We start from the raw sequence: 20,909 nt of genomic DNA, 5'->3' as shown, positions 1-20,909 counted from the left end.
CGCCATCCATGGCGCTCGCAAAGGCTTTGCCAGCATGGAGCTGGCATAGAGTCTACGGGGACCGTATTCACGGCGTCCTTTGACTGGCCCCCCGGTGCCGAATTTTGATCTACGATGGGTATATCATGTCCGAAGCAAGGTATGAAAATTGGTTTCGGCGTTCTTCGGTGGCTGTTTTTGGCTGCAATTAAGCTAAGACGGTTTTCACTAATTGCTTTGTGAATGCCCTTAGTGGTTCTTTGTGTTGTAAATATTGTTGGAATAAGCTGTCGATCGCAAGCGGTGTAAGATAGGCGTAAACGCCAATGCCGGTTTGCGAAATAAATTCACCGCTTAGCATTTCGATGAACGTGGACTGCCCTTGGCTTGTGATTTCTATCGGTTGATTTTCCATTGTCGATACCTCTGATCAATGATTTTTCATAATAAAAAGTAATATCAAGGTCCATCTAAAGAATATAAATAGTTTCAATAATTTAATAAATTATTCAAAGGTAAAGTTTGGTCTAGTCAACTTTCCTCGAGGAGAAATTGAAGGCATACCGGATTCCTGTTCTAAATCGGCGTGATCTCTTTGCGTGCCTGTCTTGGTCTTGGATGGATACATGATTAACGTAAGGCATCTACATAAGACTTGGATCGTTAGATCCGGTTGGGGATGCAAGAAACGGTTCGCTTTTTATATCTGCTCTGAGAGATATAGTGAAGTATCGGATGCTTATTGGTCTGTACGCTATCGTACATACTGGCGAAAGTTTTCCGGATATATACCTATCGTAGATCAAAATTCGGCGCCGGGGCCGTCAAAGTATGCCGTGAATGCATCTATGTAGGATCTATGCTGGCAAAGCCTTTGTTGGACACCCCGGCGCTTCCTCAGACACTACCGAAGAAATTTGAAGTGCGAAAGGTATAATATCCACCCGCTAATTTAACTATTTTTCCGGACGAATTCGTTTTCTGAGATTGATATTTGCTGATCGGAAAAGGTTGGGCATATGAACGACTGCCTAGGCGAGGTGACTATTGAATTGAACCTAAAAAATCAGTTGAGCATTCTAAATCCCGTTCGCCCTGAGCCTAGCCGAAGGGCTCAGAACGAACGGATTCCACGTGTTCGCCTGATTTTTTCTAGATTGAAAGGTAATTAAAAAATCAACGTAATCAAGAAGTCTATTATTTGGTTAGTCCTAGTGGTCTCGGGTCTATTATTTGGCTGTGTGACAGGATGGGACGAGAACTATCTGCGAGGATACACACCAACGAAAAGTGTCGAGTTTATGCTCAGCTTTGATGATGGGCCGCTGCCCGAAACAACCGAGCGCGTGTTGGATAGTTTGGCAAAACTTAAGGCTTCTGACGGGGCACCGGTAAAAGCCGGTTTTTTCTTGCTGGCCGATGCGCCCGATGATTTTTGGCGAAGGCGGCTTTATTACGCACCCTACGAACTCTGGACTCAAAAGGGCAGCATCGCAAGATATCCGGAAATTACCCGGAGAATCAAACAGGAAGGACATATTATCGGTAATCATACGACTCATCATCCATGGTTTCGATGGCCTTGGCTGGATACGAAGAAGGCTGTGCTCGCCGAATTTACCGAGTGGGAGGCCATTCATGAAAGGGTATTAGGTAAATCGGACTTGCGTCTATTTCGATCGCCCTATTTGATTCTCAATAACCATGTGCGTGAAACGGCTGATCGATTAGGCTATCAGATCGTCATGGGGGAATTGGTAGGCGATTCTAATCCGGGGGCAACGGTTGCCATGATTCAACAAAAGACGCAGTCTATTTTGGCGGCGTGGAGCAAGCCTCACCCCTGTTTATTGATATTCCACGACAATCGTCCCACCACCTACCGACATCTCGATGAAATTGTCGGCAATCTTCAGCAACGAGGTTTTCGGCTGGTGCATTTTGATCCCAAACGATTGTAATGCAACCGCAAACGCTCATTTGCCGTGAATGGTGCAAATTATTTGCCGATGTTACGCGCCGCTACTGCATGTAGAGCAAACCCCGAAACTCTTACCGCTACATTCGGTGGGAAAAGTGATGATTCTTCGTAACATCAGTTATACCCATCGTAGATCAAAATTCGGCGCCGGGGTGCCCGTCAAAGGACGCCGTGAATACGTCCCTGTAGGCTCTATGCCAGCTCCATGCCGGCAAAGCTTTTGCCGAGCACCCCGGCGCCTCCTCAGGCACTGCCGAAATTTGAAATGCGAAAGGTATATTACTTTGAAAGTGCGCAGTTTTGGATTGCTTAGGAATACGCACAAAATAACTTATACAAGTAGTAGGCTTTGTGGCGGTTTGGTGACTCGCTTGACAGGACGCCGTGAATACGTCCGTGTAGGCTTGACGGCGGCTATCCCTGCCGCCGACACCTGTCAATCGAGCCACCAAATCCCCTTCCAACCGTTGTCTAAGTTATTTCATGCTCGTTCCTTATTTAATTTTTCAATATGCAAAACTCTGCTGTAAAAATACAGCACCCTGACCATACCCTCACTGCCATTAAGTTAAGCCGTTCGTGGTGAGCCTGTCGAACCATGGACGGCTTAACTTATCGACCCAGGATTTTTCCATTCACCCTTCGACAGGCTCAGGGCGAACGGAAAAATCCTTAACTTAATGGCAGTGGACCATACCCTGGGTACTTTCATTATCCGGGGTGATGACAGCCTCTTCATGATCGTTTGGTTGAATATCGAGTGTTCGCTACCGTACAGACTTGTGCTGATGATGGTGTTAGATTTTGTATCAACGACCGTGAGCGTTTCGATTCATCGTAATGACAAACGGAATCCTGATTAGCAAGTTTCTTCAGCTAAAGCCCAAAGATCAGCATATCCCTAGCAGGACGGGGTTTGCAACCCGGTCCTAAACGTTTTGACTTTGGCCGAAGTTAGCCGAAATGTTTAGAGCAAACCGAAACGTTGGGGACGGGTTAAATAACCCGTCCCGCAGAAGTGGCTACGACTGGCCACTGCTCGGACAATTGGCTTCAGCAAGCTGAGGCATCTTGCTAATTAGGAACGGAATTGAATTCGCATGGTGTAATTTAGCTGAATTTTAGTACGCCATAACCGTTGGAGGTTATATGAAAAATATTATGTTAAGAGCCAAAGTTAGCCGGTTGCTATTACTCTTGGGTATTGCCATCGTGGTTTTGTCCGGCTGTTCTCAAACCCTTGTAAAGGATGACACGCGAATGGACGAAGCAGGCACCATTCATTGCTCCGGTAGTGAAGGTGCCGATGACTCCTCCATCGCCGTCATACCGATTCCTGTACTGGCATTTTTTATGCCCCACGCCGACCTCAATGAGATTAATGCCGATGATTATCTCAGTCGGTGCGGAGACTCCGATAAATTGATTAACCGAAAAGTGATCGTCGGTCGAGGCGCATGTTTCCCAACAGCGCTGACAAGAATCATTAGTCTGGGAATCTGGCAATGGTGTCCGGCAAGCGTTTCTTGGGAAGCTGACGTGCGGCCTTGAGATTTTTCGGGTCACGGCCGACAAGGAAAACACTGAATGGCTCAACGTAACCAGATATTCAAGTTTTGAAAGTATACCTTTCGTACTTCAAAATTCGGCGGGAGACTAAGGAGGCACCGGGGTGCTCGACAAAGGCTTTGCCAGCATGGAGCCTACATGGACGTATTCACGGCGTCCTTTGACGGGCACCCCAGCGCCGAATTTTAATCTGCGATGAGTATAGGCTAGCAGTGTATCAGGTTCGGCGGTGAATTAAGGATGTCATGTTTTAAGAAGCTATGTGTTCGATACCGAACAGACTAAGTTCATTATTACCGTTAGTTTGTAATATCTCTTAACTCGACAAGGATCGAAATGACTATTGCAATCGAACCTATGTTGGCACTTGTGATAGGGATATTAATTTTGGTGGTGCCTAGATTTTTAAATTACTTCGTGGCTGTTTATTTGATCGTTCGAGGCGTCTTGGGGCTAATGCAACATAATAATCTGTTGTAGTAGGTGATTGGGTTCCTAGACCTAAATGAATTTTCAAGCTTATGCTTTTTATCCAACAGGAGCGCTACTATGTCAATTGGCACAATTGTACTGATTATTCTTATTCTGATGCTGGTCGGCATCATTCCAGTCTGGCCGCATAGCCGAGGATGGGGATACGGACCGAGCGGCGGGCTAGGGACGATTTTGATCATCATATTGATTCTAGTTTTAATGGGCATCATCTAGCCTGTAATACCCCGCTCGCTCGTTATGGATCTTCATGCGCCGTAACTCTATGCGGGGTGTCACATTCGTGCTTCAGCGTAAGGCACTCTTCGATTTAGGTAATCGTCATTTTCCCCCGGGATACCCATAGGACACAAGAGCCGGTATCCCAGTGCCATAGACGTTTAGCTTTATATCCGGAGACCGGACTCCTGATGCGCGTTCTTGTGCATTGCCTTTCGGGCTAATGCAAACCAGCTATGCCGATTAATAAAGACAGGAGAGTCAAATCATGGCCAAACGGCGAGAACAAAGACGATATGTTAGAGTCGATCATCCGGTTAGCGATGAATCGCCTATTCGGTTCGAGTTATTCAGTCGCGAACGGCTCGAACAGCATGCGATCACTTTGGCGCAAGCGCAAAAGAAAGTCAGTCGCCACAAGAAGGGTCAAAAACTGATTCCTCGGGTGCGCGATAATTCTCTTGTGCTGCTTAATGCTTATAAAGCAGTCGCCAAGGGAGTTCGTGACAAGCACGCCATTACGCCGGCTGCCGAATGGCTTCTGGATAATTTTCATGTCATTGAAGAGCAGGTCGGTGACATTCTCGTTGACTTGCCTGAAAGCTATTACCGGGAACTGCCTAAGTTAGACGAAGGCGTGCTCGAAGGCTTTCCTCGTGTTTACGGTATTGCCTGGGCATTGGTTGCGCATTTGGATAGCCGCTTCGACCCGGAGTTGCTAAAAGTCTTTGTGCGCGCCTATCAAAGTGTCGATCCTCTCACGCTCGGCGAACTCTGGGCGATTCCGATTACATTGCGGGTCTTGCTGGTCGAAAATCTTCGGCGACTCGCGATCCGTATCTTGCATTCCCAAACCGGTCGCAAGATGGCCGACGAGTTCGTCGATAAATGCGAACAAATTATTGCCCAAAGCGATAAGCCGGACGCCCCATTACCGGTGCCGGTATTACCCGCCGAGCCCTTGATTCAAGCATACGCCGTCCAAATCTTGCAACGCTCGCACGACCCGCATCTAGGCGCAGTGGTTTCCCTTGATTTTCTTAATGAATGGCTAGACCGGCAAGGTGTAGCACTCGATGAAATCGTGAGCCGGGAGCACGCCGATCAGATCGCCGATAACTGGACGGTGCGGAATATCATTATCAGCATGCGCGCCATCTCTGCATTTGAGTGGCCTCAATTCGTCGAGGATGTGAGTCTCGTGGACGAGTGCCTGCGTGTTCATGAAAGCTATTGTTCTTTCGATTTTTTGACGCGCGATCGTTACCGGCACGCGATCGAGGACCTCGCCAAGCGCTCGCCGTATTCAGAGTTGGAGATCGCTCGCAAGGTGATAGATAAAGTTCGATGCGGAAGCGAGCATTCCATTGCCGACAAACGACAACAAGAACCGGGTTATCACTTGATCGGTACTGGCCGTTACGCATTCGAAAAGGAGGTTAAGTTTCGACCTTCGTTCAAAAAAAAGTTCTTGCGTGCCTATATCGCCCATGCCGGGCTCGCATATATGGGTAGTTTGGTTCTGTTGACACTTTTGTTGCTCGCGCTGCCGTTGAGCTTGAGCTTCGCCGCTGGTATCAGCGGATTACCGCTATTCCTGCTCGCGCTGTTCGGATTGTTCCCGGCATCGGATATAGCTGTCGGCCTGGTAAACCATTTCATCAGTGCGAATCTTCCGCCGCAACACCTGCCAAGGATCGATCTAAAAGACGGCGTGCCTCAGGCATTGAGCACATTCGTCGTCGTGCCGACGATGTTCGTCAACGAGGCCGGGGTCAAGGAGCAGATCAACCAGCTTGAAGTACGCTATCTGTCCAACTCGGATGGTGCGGTGCGCTTCGCGCTGTTGTCCGATTGGTCGGATGCCGATCGGGAAGTCATGCCGGACGATGCACCGTTGCTGGATATAGCCACTGCCGGTGTAGCCGCACTCAATGCCAAGTATGGAGACCAACGCTTCTATGTTTTTCACCGAAAACGCTTGTGGAATCCAAGCGAAGGCAAGTGGATGGGATGGGAGCGCAAACGAGGTAAACTACACGAATTTAATCGGCTGTTACGCGGCGCTGCCGATACGTCATTTCTTCCAGTCGATGGTAAGCCAGCCGTGGCGCCGCCCGGCATTTGCTATGTCATTACTCTTGATGCCGATACCAAGATGCCGATGGGTGCCGTAACGCAACTGGTGGGTGTCGCCGCTCACCCGCTCAATCAGCCGGTATTCGATCCCGACACCCAATGTGTCGTAGACGGCTATGGAATTCTGCAACCTCGCGTGACACCGACCTTGCCGCATCGGCGGGAGCACTCGATGTTTCACCAGATTTTTGCCGGGGCTTCCGGAATTGACGCCTATTCCAGTTCGGTATCCGAGCTTTATCAGGATTTGTTCAGGCTCGGTACTTACAGCGGTAAAGGCTTGTATCATGTGGACTCGTTCGAGGCCGCGTTGGCCGGACGTGTACCGGACAACACTCAGCTCAGCCATGATTTGTTCGAGAGTGTTTATGTGCGTTGCGCGTTGGTGAGCGATATCGAGCTTTTCGAAGAATTTCCTTCCCACACCGAAGTTGCGGCTTCACGTGAACACCGTTGGGTTCGGGGCGATTGGCAACTGTTACCTTGGATTTTCGGACGTCGCGGCAAGGATATGCCGATGATCGGGCGTTGGAAAATGCTGGATAATTTGCGTCGCTCCCTATTGGCTCCGGCAGCTTTATCCTCCCTGGTCGCAATCTGGGCCATCCCGAATGCACCGGTATTAGTGCTGACCGGTTTCGTACTAACGGCATTAGCCTTTCCTGCGATCTTGGCGATCATCGGCGGGTTTACATTACCTCGTCGTGGCATCGCGTTGAGCACCCATCTGCGTGCGGTGGGAGAAAATACGTTATGGGCAATTGGCAACAGCTTCGTGGCGTTGACCTTACTCGCAGAACGCGCTTGGCTGATGACGGATGCTATTGTCACCACTTTGGTACGCTTGTTCGTTACTCGGCGGCAATTGTTGAAATGGGTTACCGCCCTGCAGGCAAAGGCGCAGTCGGATCATGCGCTGAAGAATCTTATTCGACCCATGGGGCGATCCTCCATAGTCGTTATTGGCGCGGGCACAATAGTTTTGCTATTAAATCCGATTGGAATTTATGTTGCTTCGCCGTTTTTAATATTATGGATATTGTCACCGATCATCGCTCGATGGTTGAGTCTTCCGCCGAAGCTTGATCTGGCCGAGTCCTTACCGGCCGAGGATATTGTGCGCTTGCGCTTGATCGGCAGGCGTATCTGGCGCTTTTTCACGACCTTCGTGACCGAGGGGGAGCATTATCTGCCGCCGGATAATTTTCAGGAAGACCCGCAACCCGTCATCGCTCATCGTAGTTCGCCTACTAATTTCGGACTCTATTTGTTGTCCGTCGTATCCGCCCGTGATTTCGGTTGGATCGGGTTGATCGACACCGTAGAGCGACTCGAAGCCACGCTGAAAACGCTCGATGTACTGCCGCGTTTACACGGTCATTTTTACAATTGGTACGATACCCGCGACTTGCAAATGCTGGAACCACGTTATGTGTCAACCGTTGACAGCGGTAACTTAGCGGGTCATTTGCTGGTATTGGCGCAGTTCTGCCGGGAAACGCTGAATCGACCGCTCGCGTTTTACTCTGCATTGGAAGGCCTTAAGGATACTCATCGGTTGTTGATGGACGCGCTCGCTAAAATTAGCGATGACCGGCGAACACTCATCGTTCCGTTGAAAGAACTGCGGCAAAATGTCGTCATGCTCGGGGAGCTTTTGGCCAAGAGTCCTGTTGATCCGGACGAATGGAGCCGTCAGTGGCGACAGCTGACCGACGGCGCCGACACACTGCAGGATCTGGCTCATGCCTATGTCGCCGAGTGTGGCGATGAGGATGACAGCGAAGTACTCGTATGGGCTACGTTGATGCGGAATGACATTCGTTCGCATGCGAACGATGTGGAGTGTTTGGTTCCTTGGATTCATTTTACGGTCCGTAACGAGACCGGTATGGAACCCGCGATGACTCGTCTGTTTCAAACTCATCTAACCTTTGAGTCTCCGCTGAGTGACTATTCCGGCTGTTATCGTCAGTGCCTAGCTGACCTCGAAGCATTGTCCGAACAGTCTGTTGCAACTGTGGATCGTAATGCTTTGGCGATGCAATTACGGAGCGCCGGAGCCCACGTCGAATCAGTCACCGAGCGACTGGAAAACATGGCCGCACGGTTTGAAACACTGTTCCGCGAAATGGATTTTAGTTTTCTTTACGACAAAGGCTGTCATCTTTTCGCGCTCGGTTACCGCGTTTCGGAAGGTGCTTTTGATTCCAGTTATTATGATTTGCTGGCGTCCGAAGCACGTCTCGCAAGTTTCATTGCGATCGCCAAGCGCGATGTGCCGCGATCTCACTGGTTCCACCTGGGTCGTAGGGTGACACGCGCCGCACATGGCACTGTGTTGCTATCATGGTCGGGTTCGATGTTTGAATACTTGATGCCTTCCCTGGTGACTTTCACTCCACGATACAGTCTGCTCGATCAGACCTGCCGCCTGGTTGTTAAGCGGCAGATCGAATACGGCAATGAACGGAATGTGCCTTGGGGCGTTTCGGAGTCGGCTTTTAATGGTCGCGATCTTCATTTTACCTATCAGTATTCGGCTTTTGGCGTGCCTGGCCTGGGAATGAAGCGGGGTCTCAGCGAAGAATTGGTGATTGCTCCCTACGCCACGGCTTTGGCGGCGATGTATTTACCGCATGCCGCCGTGGAAAACTTTGCGCGCTTGGAAAAAAAAGGCGCAATGGGCCTGTTCGGTTTTTACGAAGCGCTAGATTTCACACCGGTCCGGTTGGCGGAAGGTCAAAATGTTGCGATGGTACGCTGCTACATGGCGCACCATCAAGGTATGTTCTTGGTGGCTATTGCCAATGTTCTACATGACGGGGAAATGCGCCATCGTTTTCATCGTGCGCCGCTGATCCAATCCGCCGACTTATTGTTGCAAGAACGGATCCCGCACGGTGCGGATACCAAGATCACGCCATTGTTGCAGGCTCTTGCCGAAGAAAAAGAACCCGCGCAGCCACCGGTTCGCCTTGTTCCATCGCCTACGTCTTCCGTACCTTCAGCGCACCTCTTGTCCAACGGCCGTTACGCGGTCATGATCACAGCGGCCGGATCAGGCTACAGCGTTTGGCGGAACCTGGCTGTGACGCGTTGGCGCGAAGACGTAACAAAGGATGCTTGGGGAAGCTATCTCTATCTGCGCGATGTTGCAAGCGGTCAGGTTTGGTCGGCCGGCTATCAACCGACGTCGGCGGTTCCCGACCATTACGATGTCGTCTTCGCTGAAGACCGTGCCCGCATCACGCGAACGGACGGCAGCATTGTCACTACTCTGGAGATCATTGTTTCACCGGAGGACGATGCCGAAATCCGACGCTTGACTTTGACCAATGACGGTCCGCAGGCACGTGAAATCGATATTACTTCTTATGCGGAGGTAGTGCTTGCTCCGATGCCTTCGGATATTGCGCATCCGGTATTTTCCAATCTGTTTGTCCGGACCGAATACTTTCCTAAGGTGCAAGGACTGGTCGCGCATCGGCGCCGACGGTCCGATGGCGATCCTGACATTTGGGCTGCCCATGTGCTGGCCGATGGGCGGCCCGGCGATGGACTTCAATATGAAACCGATCGGGCGCGTTTTGTCGGACGCGGGCAAACGCTTCGGGATCCGGTTGCGGTGATGGATGACCGGCCGCTGACCAATACGGTTGGAGCCGTTCTCGATCCGATATTCAGTCTGCGCAAACGAATTCGTATAGAGTCGGGCGCGACCGAACATATCATTTTGACTACCTTAATGGCTGAATCACGCCAAGCAGTGGAGGATTTGGCGGACAAGTATCACAACATGGCTGTGTGGGATCGTGTATCCGCACTGGCGTGGACTCACGCTCATGTGCAATTGCATCATTTGCGTACCATGCCCGATGAGGCTCAGTTATTTCAGTTTCTGGCTAACCGTCTGATCTATGCCGATTCATCGCTGCGGTCGTCAGGAAGGTTGATGCGAATGAATAACATGAACGTCGCAGGATTATGGCGGCATGGCGTCTCGGGAGATAGGCCTATCCTATTGCTCCGGATAACAGCGCTTGAGGATCGCACCCTCGTCGAACAATTGTTGCGAGCCCACGAGTACTGGCGCATGAAAGGTCTTACCGTGGACATCGTGATTCTGAACGAAAAGAAGGCATCTTATATCGATGATTTGCAGACCCTACTGGAAGGTATGGTGCGGGATAACCTGGCGCGTTCAGCTGAGCGTGAATATGGAAACCGTGGGGCGATATTCGTGCTACGGGGCGATCAGCTTTCGGCAGAAGAACAACGCCAATTACAGGTGGTCGCCCGCGCGGTTCTGGTTAGCAACCGAGGGACCTTGGCGGAACAATTGTTGAGAAGCATTCGGCCGGACGCCGCTTTTGTCGAACCGAGAGCATTGCCGGCTCCCGAAACCGATGCACCGACGCTAACGATACCCAAGCTTGAATTTTTCAATGGCTTGGGCGGTTTTGCCGAAGATGGACGCGAATATGTGATCGTACTCGACAAGGGACAGTGGACACCGTCTCCCTGGGTAAATGTGATCGCCAACGCCGAATTCGGCTTTATCGTCTCGGAATTGGGCAGCGGTTGTACGTGGTGCGGTAACAGCCGGGAAAACCTATTGACGCCTTGGTCGAACGACCCGGTTAGCGATCCTCCCGGAGAAATCTTTTACCTTCGTGACGATGAGACGAATGAATTATGGAGCCCGACCGCATTGCCTATCAGGGTCGACAATGCAAGTTATGTCATACGCCACGGTCAGGGATATAGCTGCTTCGAGCATGCCTCGCACGGGATTCATAGCGAATTGTTGCAATTCGTTAGTCCGGACGATCCGATCAAAATTTCTTCATTGAGGTTAACAAATAAATCCGGGCGAACCCGCCGGTTGACAGTCGCGGCCTATGTGGAATGGGTGCTTGGCGCTTCACGTTCCATGACTGCGCCTCATGTCATTACCGAACTGGATACTGAAACGGGCGCAGTGTTCGCATTCAATCACTGGGACGCCGAGTTCGGCCAACGGATAGCCTTCGCCGATTTTTCCGGGATACAGTCGTGTTGGACTGGTAATCGTGCTGAATTCATTGGCCGCAACGGTAGTCTTGACGCTCCGGCCGGCTTGTTGGCAACCCATACGCTGAAAAACCGAGTCGGCGCGGGAATGGATCCTTGCGCGGCGCTGCAGACGATGATCGAACTTGAACCCAACGGGAGTGCCGAGCTTGTATTCTTGTTGGGACAAGGAAATGATCGTGCCCATGCCGGCGATTTGGTCCGACGCTATCGGGAAACCAAGGTGGAAACTACATTTACTCGCGTCAAACAATCGTGGGAGCAAGTACTCGATAAGGTTCAAGTCAAAACGCCGGACCGCGAGCTCGATCTGCTGTTGAACGGTTGGCTGTTGTATCAATCCTTGAGTTGCCGCATGTGGGCTCGGGCCGGATTTTATCAGGTGGGCGGGGCATTCGGCTTTCGCGATCAATTGCAAGACAGTATGGCCTTTGTTGTCAGCAGACCCGATTTAACCCGCGCTCATTTGCTACGTGCCGCGGGTCGTCAGTTTATTGAAGGCGATGTACAGCATTGGTGGCATCCACCCTCAGGGCGTGGCGTTCGGACACGCTTTTCCGACGACCGTGTTTGGCTGCCTTATGCGGTGTCTCATTATATCAAGGTAAGCGGCGATGCCGATGTACTCGATGTGCAGGTGCCGTTTCTGGAGGGGCCTGTGCTGGGGCCGGAACAAGACGATCTTTATTACGAACCCACTGGGTCATCGCAACAAGCCAGTCTTTTCGAGCATTGTGCGCTTGCACTCGACCTGAGCCTGGAGACGGGCTCACACGGATTGCCATTGATGGGAAGCGGCGACTGGAACGACGGTATGAATCGGGTCGGCAACCAGGGTAAAGGGGAGAGCGTATGGATGGCGTGGTTCCTACTGGCAACGCTCCCCGAATTCGCGGCGTTGGCGGAAAGGCGGGGAGATCACGAGCGCGCCGTCCGCTGGCGCGACCATATCGATAAACTCAAGCTTGCGGTGGAAGCGGAAGGCTGGGACGGAGCATGGTATCGACGCGCTTTTTTCGACGACGGAACGCCGCTCGGGTCTGCGGCCAATGCCGAATGCCGTATCGATTCGATCGCACAGAGCTGGGGCGTGATTTCAGGTTTCGCGGAGACCGAGCGAGCCCGGCGGGCAATGTGTTCGGTACGGGAATACTTGGTCCGTTACGGCGACGATTTGGTGTTGCTGTTTACCCCGCCCTTCGACAAGACCGAGCGGGACCCGGGTTATATCAAAAGCTATCCGCCGGGAATACGGGAGAACGGTGGGCAGTATACCCATGCGGCGATTTGGACCGTTATCGCCTATGCGATGCTTGGCGATGGCGACCAAGCGGGGGAACTGCTGAGCATGCTGAATCCGATCAAGCGCACGACGACTCGAACCGGCGTTTATGCCTATAAAGTCGAGCCGTATGTTTTGTCGGCGGATATCTATTCAGAGTCGCCCCATGTGCGACGAGGCGGTTGGACCTGGTACACGGGGGCTGCGGGGTGGTTTTATCGCGCCGGCATGGAATGGGTATTGGGCCTGCAAGTCCGGAACGATACATTGTGTTTCGATCCATGCATTCCCAGAAACTGGTCTGGTTACAGCATCGTTTATCGGCACGGAAATTCCCGCTACGAAATTGCCGTGGAAAATCCGGACGGCGTAACACGCGGGATTGCCGCGATAGAGTTGGACGGCGAGCGCCAGTCAAGCGGAAATTCCATTATCTTGACGGATGACGGACAGGTTCATCGGGTGCGGGTCGTGTTGGGTTGTATACCCGTCGTAGATCAAAATACGGCGCCTGGGTGTCCGCCAAAGGACGCCGTGAATACGTCCATGTAGGCTCTATGCCAGCTCCATGCTGGCAAAGCCTTTATCGGACACCCAGGCGCCTCCTCAGGCACTGCCGAAATTTGAAGTGCGAAAGGTGTAATGGGTTGGAATGAGTTAGGTGTTTTGCGATAAATATACCCATCGTAGATCAAAATTCGGCGCCGGGGTGTCCGCCAAAGGACGCCGTGAATACATCCTTGTAGGCTTGACGGCGGAATCTGATTGCCATGGATGGCATGAATGCAGATTTTGCAGGAGCAAAAACCTGCCCTGCTGCCGACATCCTCGCCAAGCATACCCCACACCTTTTTTGATCTCCAAATTGGGAATTGCTGAAATATTTGTTTGTTTTTGTACTCGTTCAAAATGTTGAAGTATGAAAGAGATATATTTTTTTAACTTTATGGGAGAAAAACAATGGATATTATTTCATTAGTGGTCGTTCTTATCGTTGTCGGCGTGCTTTTATGGTTAGTCAACAGTTATTTGCCGATGGAGCGTCGTATCAAGGAAATACTGAACATCGTGGTGCTCATCGCGGTGGTGCTTTGGTTACTGAGCATATTCGGCATTATGGGCATGTTTCCGAGGGCATTGGTTTCGGTAGTAGTGGCCTTGATCGTAGTCGGTTTGTTGTTGTGGTTGGTTAATAGTTATATTCCGATGGACGGGCGTATCAAGCAGATATTGAACATTGTGGTGATCATCGCCGTGATTTTGTGGCTGCTGAGTGTGTTCGGCGTTTTGAGCGGGCTCCCGCGTATGCGCATGGGGTAATCCGTAGCTGTGTTTAGCCGTAGGATGGGTAGTAGCGAAGCGGAAACCCATCGCTTTGTTTGAGCGCAGGTACGGCCAATAGCGATTTAGCTGCGGTGGGGAGTAGCGTTTAGCTTGATGCGTATGGGTCACTCGCCCGACAGGACGCCGTAAATACGTCCATGTAGGCTCTATTCCTCAAAGCCAAAGCCTTCGCGAGCGCCATGGATGGCGAGTATTAGGGGCAACGCAAGAGCAGTTGCCGGGGAGCAAAAATTTGACCGAACACCCCGATACCTCCATACGCTAATGCCGAAATTTGAAGTGCGATAGGTATAAACATGATAAAGGGCGATTTTATTCGCCCTTTATCATTTCCGTAACAAAGAAAACGAAGCGCTTGATTTATGCTGGGGTTTTGCCTAATCTAGCTCGGTTATAAAGTCGATGCTGTTCATCGCCCTAATACATGCCATCCGTGGCGTAATGCTAAATCTACATGCCCGAAATCCTTGTTTTAGGGTTTTATGATCAAGGGTTTAGATGAAAGTCTAAGCTCTTTTTTATTGTTTGAGGCTTACTCGAGTTGGTGGGTTTTGGGTATAACGGGCTTGGTTTTATCCGGCTCAAGTTTTTTTGATTGTCGCAAAATGCGGAGCGATGAGAAGGTTTTTCGATATCATTACTTTTTAAATTTAGGATGGAACGTTTGTTATCTCTGGAAGTTAAAAACTTATGCTGCATTCGCGACGATAGAGTGTTGTTCGATAATTTGTCGTTTAATGTTTCTTCCGGGCAAGCGTTATTGCTGGAAGGGCAAAACGGTTCGGGCAAAAGCTCTTTATTGAAGATTTTATGCGGTTTTCGGGAGCCGGATGCCGGAGAGGTTTTGTGGTGCGGTGTTGAAATTAATAACGGTACTTTCTTTGAACAGATGGCCTATGTCGGCCATTTGGACGGTGTCAAAAAGGAATTGACCGTTCTGGAAAATCTCAAGATTGCCACGGCTCTGGGTAAGCCCGGCTATTATTCGATCGAGGAAACACTGGAGAAGGTCTATTTATCCGGTTACGACGATGTGCTGGTGCAATCTTTGTCGGCCGGGCAAAAACGCCGTTTGTCGCTAGCTCGTTTATTGATTACCGACAATAAATTATGGATTCTCGACGAGCCTTTCACCTCTTTGGATAAAGAGGGTATAGCCATTTTCGAGGCGCTGATGGTCGACCATATTGCCAGAGAAGGCATGGTCGTTTTGACCTCGCATCACGATATCACGCTGCACGGCATCGACGTGCAAACAATCAGGTTAGCTTAATGACATTGTCGAACGCATTTACCGCCATCATTCGACGCGATTTGGTCCTGGCTTATCGGCGGCGTGCCGAAGTCGCCAATCCGCTGTTATTTTTTGTCTTGGTCATTACCTTGTTTCCGTTGGGGCTAGGTGCGCAAACCAAGTTATTGCAAGCGATGGCCCCGGGAATCATTTGGATTGCCGCGCTATTGGCCGCGATGCTATCGCTGGATTCATTGTTTCGGTCGGATTTCGACGATGGCTCGCTGGAACAGTTTATCTTGAGCCCGCATCCGCTTTCGGTGCTGATTTTGGCTAAGATCGTCGCGCATTGGTTGGTGACGGGCTTGCCTTTATTGTTGATCTCACCCTTATTGGCAATATTTTTGGGCATGCCCGAACAGTCCGTGCCTGTGCTGCTTTGGACCTTGCTGCTTGGTACGCCGGTATTGAGTTTGATCGGTTCGATCGGTGTCGCGCTGACGGTGGGTTTACGACGAGGCGGGATGATCTTGGCGTTGTTGGTTTTGCCGTTGTACATTCCGGTGCTGATCTTTGCCGGCAATGCCGTCGAAATGGCGGGTAGCGGTTTGCCGGTCGGCGCGCAACTCAATATTCTGGCGGCGATTTTATTCGCGGCCTTGGTGCTGGCGCCGTTACCGGCCGCCGCCGCATTAAAAATGAGTATGAATGGATAATTTTTCGTAAAATAGCGTCCTATTCATCCATGCGGGCATATTCGAATGCCCGGTCTTCTAAATTTACTATTCGATATTGAATCAATTTTGCTCATTATCGTAGATCACTTTATAAGCTTATCGCATGTTTTTGATTCCTGATTCCGTAGGCCGTTTTTTCCATCGCATGGCCTCACCACCGCATTTTTATGCGTTTACCGGCCGATTATTGCCTTGGTTGACGGCGATTTTTATTATTTTGACCGCCGTAGGTCTATATGGCGGCTTGTTTTTGGCGCCCGCCGATTATCAGCAGGGCGATAGCTACCGGATCATTTATATTCATGTGCCGAGCGCCTGGATGTCATTGTTCATCTATGTCGTGATGGCGGTTGCCGGCGCCATCGGACTGGTTTGGCGTATCAAGTTGGCCGAAATCGTCATGATCAGCAGCGCCTCTGTCGGCGCCGGTTTTACTTTTATCGCCCTATTAACGGGCTCTCTATGGGGTAAGCCGATGTGGGGGACCTGGTGGGTTTGGGATGCACGTTTAACTTCGGAATTGATTCTGCTGTTTCTGTATCTGGGCGTCATCGCATTGTACGGAGCGATCGACGACAAACGAACAGCTTCGAGAGCGGTGGCAATTCTGGCGATTGTCGGTGTAGTCAATATTCCGATCATTCATTATTCGGTCGAGTGGTGGAATACCTTGCATCAGGGTCCGACCGTGTCCAAGATCGATAAACCTTCGATTCATGTCAGCATGTTGATTCCCTTGTTGACGATGGCGGTCGCCTTCAAATTTTATTATCTAGTTGCGATGTTGCAGCGCGCGCGGACCGAATTGATTCAGCGCGAACGAAACAGTCAATGGGTTAAAGGCTTAATAGAATGAATTGGCAAGAATTTTTTGCAATGGGCGGTTACGCCTTTTATGTTTGGACTTCTTATGGGGTGACTTTACTCGTGTTGCTTGCGATTGCGGTTTTGCCCGTTATTCAACGCAAACTTTTTTTAAAAGAGTTGGCTCATAAAATGAAACGGATGAAAAAATCATGAAACCGATTCGTAGACAACGACTTATTTTAATTGGATTGATGCTGGCCGGTATGGGGCTTGCCGTCGCTTTTGCGCTGAAATCGTTCAATGAAAATTTGATGTATTTTTTCTCGACGACCGAAGTGGTCGAAGGCAAGGCGCCGGAAAACGCTTTGTTTCGAATTGGCGGTATGGTAGTCGACGGCAGTGTCGATCGCCCGGCGGAGAGTTTGCTTGTGCGCTTTAAGTTAACCGATTTCAATAAAGAAGTGACCGTGGAATATACCGGCATTTTGCCGGATTTGTTCAGGGAGGGGCAAGGCATCGTCGCAAAAGGTCGTTTGTCCGAAAGCGGTGTGTTCGTTGCCGAGGAAGTCTTGGCCAAACATGACGAAAATTATATGCCGCCCGAAGTCGCAGATAGCCTGAAAAAACAACCGGAGCCTCCGGCAGAAGGTGGTATATGATTCCTGAGCTGGGGCATTTTTCTTTAATACTGGCTTTGTGCATGGCGGTGATGTTGGGCATTGTCCCTATCGTCGGTAGTTTTCGTGCGATTCCTGGATGGATTGCCGTGGCGCGTCCCGCCGCGTTCGGGCAATTGTTCTTTGTCGGCTTGTCTTATTTGTGTCTGACGTATGCGTTTTTGACGCATGATTTTTCGGTCGCCTATGTCGCGAACAATTCGAATACTCATTTGCCGGTACTATATTTAGTCTCCGGCGTATGGGGCGCGCATGAAGGCTCATTGTTACTTTGGGCCTTGAGTTTGACGATCTGGACCGGTTTGGTTGCGCAGTTTAGCCGCAGTATTCCGGACGCGACGATTGCACGGGTTCTCGGTGTGATGGGCTTGGTCAGCATCGGTTTTTTACTGTTCTTGTTGCTGACCTCGAATCCGTTCGAGCGCATGATTCCGGCGCCGCCTGAAGGCCGCGATTTGAATCCTCTGTTGCAAGACCCTGGGCTCGCGATTCATCCGCCGATGCTATACATGGGGTATGTCGGCTTTTCGGTCGCGTTTGCGTTCTCGATCGCGGCCTTGCTCGAAGGTCGTTTGGACAGCGCCTGGGCACGTTGGTCCAGACCTTGGACCAATATCGCCTGGATGTTTCTGACTTTGGGCATCACGCTGGGCAGTTGGTGGGCTTATTACGAATTAGGCTGGGGCGGTTGGTGGTTTTGGGACCCGGTCGAGAACGCTTCGTTTATGCCTTGGCTGGTCGGCACGGCGTTGATTCATTCATTGGCAGCCAGTGAAAAACGCGGTGTGTTCAAGACCTGGACCGTGCTGTTGGCGATTTTCGCGTTTTCGTTGAGTCTGCTGGGGACTTTTTTGGTCCGTTCCGGCGTATTGACCTCGGTGCATGCCTTTGCCAGCGATCCGGCCCGTGGTTTGTTCATTTTGATTTTTTTGGCTATTGTCGTCGGCGGATCTTTATTGCTCTATGCGATTAGAGCGCCGGCGGTTAAAAGCAGCGCCAGTTTCGAAATGATTTCGAAAGAATCCGCATTACTGTTGAATAACGTGCTGTTGGTCGTGACGGCGGCCAGTATTTTGGTCGGCACCTTGTATCCTTTGTTTATCGATGCCTTGGGCATGGGCAAGATTTCGGTCGGGCCGCCTTATTTCAATGCGATTTTTGTTCCTTTGATGGCGCCGCTTGCCGTGGTCTCGGGTATCGGCGTTTTGCTACGTTGGAAAAAAGACCAGTTCAACGCGCTCGCGCTACGAATCCGTTGGCTGATGCTGGGCTGCCTGTTGCTCGGCGCGGCATTACCGTTGTTGATGCCGTTTTATTCCTGGGCTGCCGCGATTGGCTTGACGTTGGCGCTGTGGACGACGGCACTGACCGGACTGGCCTTTTCAGAGCGTCTAGGGCATAAAATGCCTGATTTTACAGCCTTGCTGAAAGTGCCGAGAGCCTTTTACGGCATGACCTTGGCGCATTTGGGTATTGCGGTCTTCATCGTCGGAATTACCTTGACCTCGGTTTATAGCATCGAAAAAGACGTTAGAATGGCCCCCGGCGACAAGCTAGAAATGTCCGGTTATATATTCGAATTTCATGGTATCGATGTAGTCGATGGGCCGAATTATCGGGCGCAACAAGGCCACTTGACGGTCAGTTACGATGATAAGACGGTGGCTAAACTCGAACCGCAAAAAAGAATTTATCGCGTGCAACAAATGCCGATGACCGAGGCCGCGATCGATGCCGGTCTGTTTCGCGATCTTTTTGTCGCGATCGGCGAACCGTTGGGCGATTCGGGCGCATGGAGCATGCGCGTTTATTATAAAGCCTTTATACGGTGGATATGGATCGGCGGTGTTTTCATGGCATTGGGTGGCCTCTGGGCTGTCTGCGACAGACGTTATCGAATAGGCAATAAAAAACAGCGAGTCAGCAAAAATGCTTAAATTTTTGACGCCACTTTTAATTTTTGCAGTACTGGCGATTTTTTTGGCGATCGGTTTGAATCTCAATCCGCGTGAAATTCCGTCGCCCTTCATCGATAAGCCGGCTCCGCCTTTTACACTGCAAACTTTGGATGATCCGTCTCGTACCTTGAGTACGGCGGATTTGAAGGGGCAAGTTTGGTTGCTGAATGTTTGGGCTTCCTGGTGTGTGTCGTGCCGAGCCGAACATCCGGTGCTTAATCGGTTGGCGGAGCAAAAATTGGCTGTTATTATTGGCCTTAACTACAAGGATGAACCAGAAGATGCGAAAAACTGGCTGGCTAGATTGGGTAATCCCTATGATGTCAGTGTCTTGGACATGGAAGGATTGACCGGAATCGATTGGGGAGTCTATGGTGTTCCGGAAACGTTTGTAATCGATAAGCAGGGCGTAGTTCGTTACAAGCATACAGGACCTGTGACCGACAAAGATATTGAAACGACATTTTTACCTTTGTTGAATACTTTGCAGGCTGAGTAAATCCCGGAAATGGTACGGCTATGTGACGAAGTTATTTCTGCTTTTTTTGTTGAGCGCTTATAGTCTGTTCGCTACGGCGGCTACCATTACGCTTGATGTTCAAGGTGATGCGAGCAATCTCGATACAATCCAACCCGAAAGTCGGCTTGATAATGGTGCCGAACTTAAAGAAAGGTCTCTGGTAGCCGATGCTTTAAGGCAAGTACAAAAAAAATCCGAATCGTCTTCAAGTGAAACGGGCGATCGGCAGGAATTGGCGACCCCAAAAAAACAAGGCGATTTTGGCGCTAAACCCTCTACTCTTAAAGCCGCCGAAGCTGAAAATCCTTTGTATTTCAACCCGTTTGCCGAGACTGAAGTTTCGCCGTATATTTTTAAACAATCCGATTCAGATCATCAACCTGGATTTAATCCTTTGCTTGTATCGAAAGAGTTTATTATGAGCCTGGAAATTATCGATGATGAGCTTGTTATTGATGAAGCCTTACGAGAAATGGTCGACGAAACAGTCAACATGGCGCTTCATGTTAACGAGGCCTGGAATACTTTGGATGAAAAGGTCACACATAAAATTTACCAAGGGGTCAGCTATCTTGGATTCGATACTCAGTTTTCCGAGGATAATTCTCAAGCTAATAACCATGCTGTCGAATTCAAAAAGCTGGCCGCGCAATATGCCGACTCCGAGAACAATAATCGTCGCTATGACAACGAGCCGGAGGGCCTTTTTGCATATTTCATCAATTTACCCAAATTATTGACCGTTTCCAATTTGCTATTCATGCTGGGTTTTCTATTCGTCATGAACGGAATTTATCGAGTCATGCGTTTTTTTCTATTGCGGGTATAGCCTAAGCTTCAATAATTTGTATTTCCTTGATCTAAACCTCTCTTGAAGGGCAAGGTAGGCGCTTAT

The 20,909-nt window shown here is 50.3% G+C and carries 15 protein-coding genes; 14 read left to right on the top strand and 1 reads right to left on the bottom strand.

The genetic code is table 11. The features are described 5' to 3' along the window. Positions 1-187: 187 nt before the first annotated feature. Positions 188-394 (bottom strand): hypothetical protein, encoded by a 207-nt coding sequence (locus tag EQU24_RS14500; protein ID WP_014148973.1) that lies wholly within the window; start codon positions 392-394, stop codon positions 188-190. An 886-nt stretch (positions 395-1,280) separates the two neighbouring features. Here EQU24_RS14500 and EQU24_RS14495 point away from each other — a divergent pair. From EQU24_RS14495 to EQU24_RS14420, 14 genes are all read left to right on the top strand, one after another. After that, positions 1,281-1,940 carry a polysaccharide deacetylase family protein gene (locus EQU24_RS14495; RefSeq protein ID WP_017838812.1) on the top strand — a complete coding sequence of 220 codons (660 nt, stop codon included), beginning with the start codon at positions 1,281-1,283 and terminating at the stop codon, positions 1,938-1,940. 1,169 nt (positions 1,941-3,109) lie between these two features. Beyond that, positions 3,110-3,511, top strand: a complete 402-nt coding sequence (locus EQU24_RS14485; RefSeq protein ID WP_014148970.1) for a hypothetical protein — start codon at positions 3,110-3,112, stop codon at positions 3,509-3,511. A 354-nt stretch (positions 3,512-3,865) separates the two neighbouring features. Beyond that, entirely contained in the window at positions 3,866-4,009 is a 144-nt protein-coding gene (locus tag EQU24_RS14480; protein WP_014148969.1) for a DUF3096 domain-containing protein, read from the top strand. A 69-nt stretch (positions 4,010-4,078) separates the two neighbouring features. Continuing rightward, positions 4,079-4,237 (top strand): DUF3309 family protein, encoded by a 159-nt coding sequence (locus tag EQU24_RS14475; protein WP_017838813.1) that lies wholly within the window; start codon positions 4,079-4,081, stop codon positions 4,235-4,237. Between the two features lie 271 nt (positions 4,238-4,508). Continuing rightward, the gene (locus EQU24_RS14470) at positions 4,509-13,289 is read left to right on the top strand and encodes a glycoside hydrolase family 94 protein (RefSeq protein ID WP_017838814.1); all 8,781 of its coding nucleotides are present in this window, start codon (positions 4,509-4,511) and stop codon (positions 13,287-13,289) included. 408 nt (positions 13,290-13,697) lie between these two features. Continuing rightward, the gene (locus tag EQU24_RS23035) at positions 13,698-14,057 is read left to right on the top strand and encodes a Thivi_2564 family membrane protein (RefSeq protein WP_017838815.1); all 360 of its coding nucleotides are present in this window, start codon (positions 13,698-13,700) and stop codon (positions 14,055-14,057) included. A 679-nt stretch (positions 14,058-14,736) separates the two neighbouring features. Then, positions 14,737-15,354 (top strand): cytochrome c biogenesis heme-transporting ATPase CcmA, encoded by a 618-nt coding sequence (gene ccmA, locus EQU24_RS14455; RefSeq protein WP_014148966.1) that lies wholly within the window; start codon positions 14,737-14,739, stop codon positions 15,352-15,354. Continuing rightward, on the top strand, positions 15,354-16,031 hold the full coding sequence (ccmB, locus tag EQU24_RS14450) for a heme exporter protein CcmB (RefSeq protein WP_017838816.1): 678 nt from the start codon (positions 15,354-15,356) through the stop codon (positions 16,029-16,031). Before ccmA ends, ccmB begins: the two co-directional genes overlap by 1 nt. Positions 16,032-16,155: 124 nt before the next feature. After that, positions 16,156-16,908: a heme ABC transporter permease gene (locus tag EQU24_RS14445; protein WP_014148964.1), complete on the top strand. Its 753-nt coding sequence runs from the start codon at positions 16,156-16,158 to the stop codon at positions 16,906-16,908. Next, a complete protein-coding gene (ccmD, locus tag EQU24_RS14440) occupies positions 16,905-17,072 on the top strand; it encodes a heme exporter protein CcmD (RefSeq protein WP_014148963.1) in 168 nt (55 codons plus the stop codon). The genes EQU24_RS14445 and ccmD overlap by 4 nt, the downstream gene beginning before the upstream one ends. Next, a complete protein-coding gene (gene ccmE / locus EQU24_RS14435) occupies positions 17,069-17,518 on the top strand; it encodes a cytochrome c maturation protein CcmE (RefSeq protein WP_017838817.1) in 450 nt (149 codons plus the stop codon). Before ccmD ends, ccmE begins: the two co-directional genes overlap by 4 nt. After that, entirely contained in the window at positions 17,515-19,473 is a 1,959-nt protein-coding gene (locus tag EQU24_RS14430; protein ID WP_017838818.1) for a heme lyase CcmF/NrfE family subunit, read from the top strand. The genes ccmE and EQU24_RS14430 overlap by 4 nt, the downstream gene beginning before the upstream one ends. Further along, positions 19,466-19,993 (top strand): DsbE family thiol:disulfide interchange protein, encoded by a 528-nt coding sequence (locus tag EQU24_RS14425; RefSeq protein WP_017838819.1) that lies wholly within the window; start codon positions 19,466-19,468, stop codon positions 19,991-19,993. The genes EQU24_RS14430 and EQU24_RS14425 overlap by 8 nt, the downstream gene beginning before the upstream one ends. Before the next feature lie 22 nt (positions 19,994-20,015). After that, positions 20,016-20,843 carry a hypothetical protein gene (locus tag EQU24_RS14420; RefSeq protein ID WP_017838820.1) on the top strand — a complete coding sequence of 276 codons (828 nt, stop codon included), beginning with the start codon at positions 20,016-20,018 and terminating at the stop codon, positions 20,841-20,843. The last annotated feature ends 66 nt before the right edge of the window (positions 20,844-20,909 follow it).

The organism is Methylotuvimicrobium buryatense (genome assembly GCF_005931095.1).
GTDB classification, from domain to species: Bacteria; Pseudomonadota; Gammaproteobacteria; order Methylococcales; family Methylomonadaceae; genus Methylotuvimicrobium; species Methylotuvimicrobium buryatense.
The sequence above is the reverse complement of the archived record's forward strand: the minus strand, read 5'-3'. Positions and strand labels throughout refer to the sequence as shown.

Coding starts and splice junctions, on each gene's coding strand:
- EQU24_RS14500 (WP_014148973.1), bottom strand. CDS start 394: ATGGAAAATCAACCGATAGAAATCACAAGCCAAGGGCAGTCCACGTTC.
- EQU24_RS14495 (WP_017838812.1), top strand. CDS start 1,281: ATGCTCAGCTTTGATGATGGGCCGCTGCCCGAAACAACCGAGCGCGTG.
- EQU24_RS14485 (WP_014148970.1), top strand. CDS start 3,110: ATGAAAAATATTATGTTAAGAGCCAAAGTTAGCCGGTTGCTATTACTC.
- EQU24_RS14480 (WP_014148969.1), top strand. CDS start 3,866: ATGACTATTGCAATCGAACCTATGTTGGCACTTGTGATAGGGATATTA.
- EQU24_RS14475 (WP_017838813.1), top strand. CDS start 4,079: ATGTCAATTGGCACAATTGTACTGATTATTCTTATTCTGATGCTGGTC.
- EQU24_RS14470 (WP_017838814.1), top strand. CDS start 4,509: ATGGCCAAACGGCGAGAACAAAGACGATATGTTAGAGTCGATCATCCG.
- EQU24_RS23035 (WP_017838815.1), top strand. CDS start 13,698: ATGGATATTATTTCATTAGTGGTCGTTCTTATCGTTGTCGGCGTGCTT.
- ccmA (WP_014148966.1), top strand. CDS start 14,737: ATGGAACGTTTGTTATCTCTGGAAGTTAAAAACTTATGCTGCATTCGC.
- ccmB (WP_017838816.1), top strand. CDS start 15,354: ATGACATTGTCGAACGCATTTACCGCCATCATTCGACGCGATTTGGTC.
- EQU24_RS14445 (WP_014148964.1), top strand. CDS start 16,156: ATGTTTTTGATTCCTGATTCCGTAGGCCGTTTTTTCCATCGCATGGCC.
- ccmD (WP_014148963.1), top strand. CDS start 16,905: ATGAATTGGCAAGAATTTTTTGCAATGGGCGGTTACGCCTTTTATGTT.
- ccmE (WP_017838817.1), top strand. CDS start 17,069: ATGAAACCGATTCGTAGACAACGACTTATTTTAATTGGATTGATGCTG.
- EQU24_RS14430 (WP_017838818.1), top strand. CDS start 17,515: ATGATTCCTGAGCTGGGGCATTTTTCTTTAATACTGGCTTTGTGCATG.
- EQU24_RS14425 (WP_017838819.1), top strand. CDS start 19,466: ATGCTTAAATTTTTGACGCCACTTTTAATTTTTGCAGTACTGGCGATT.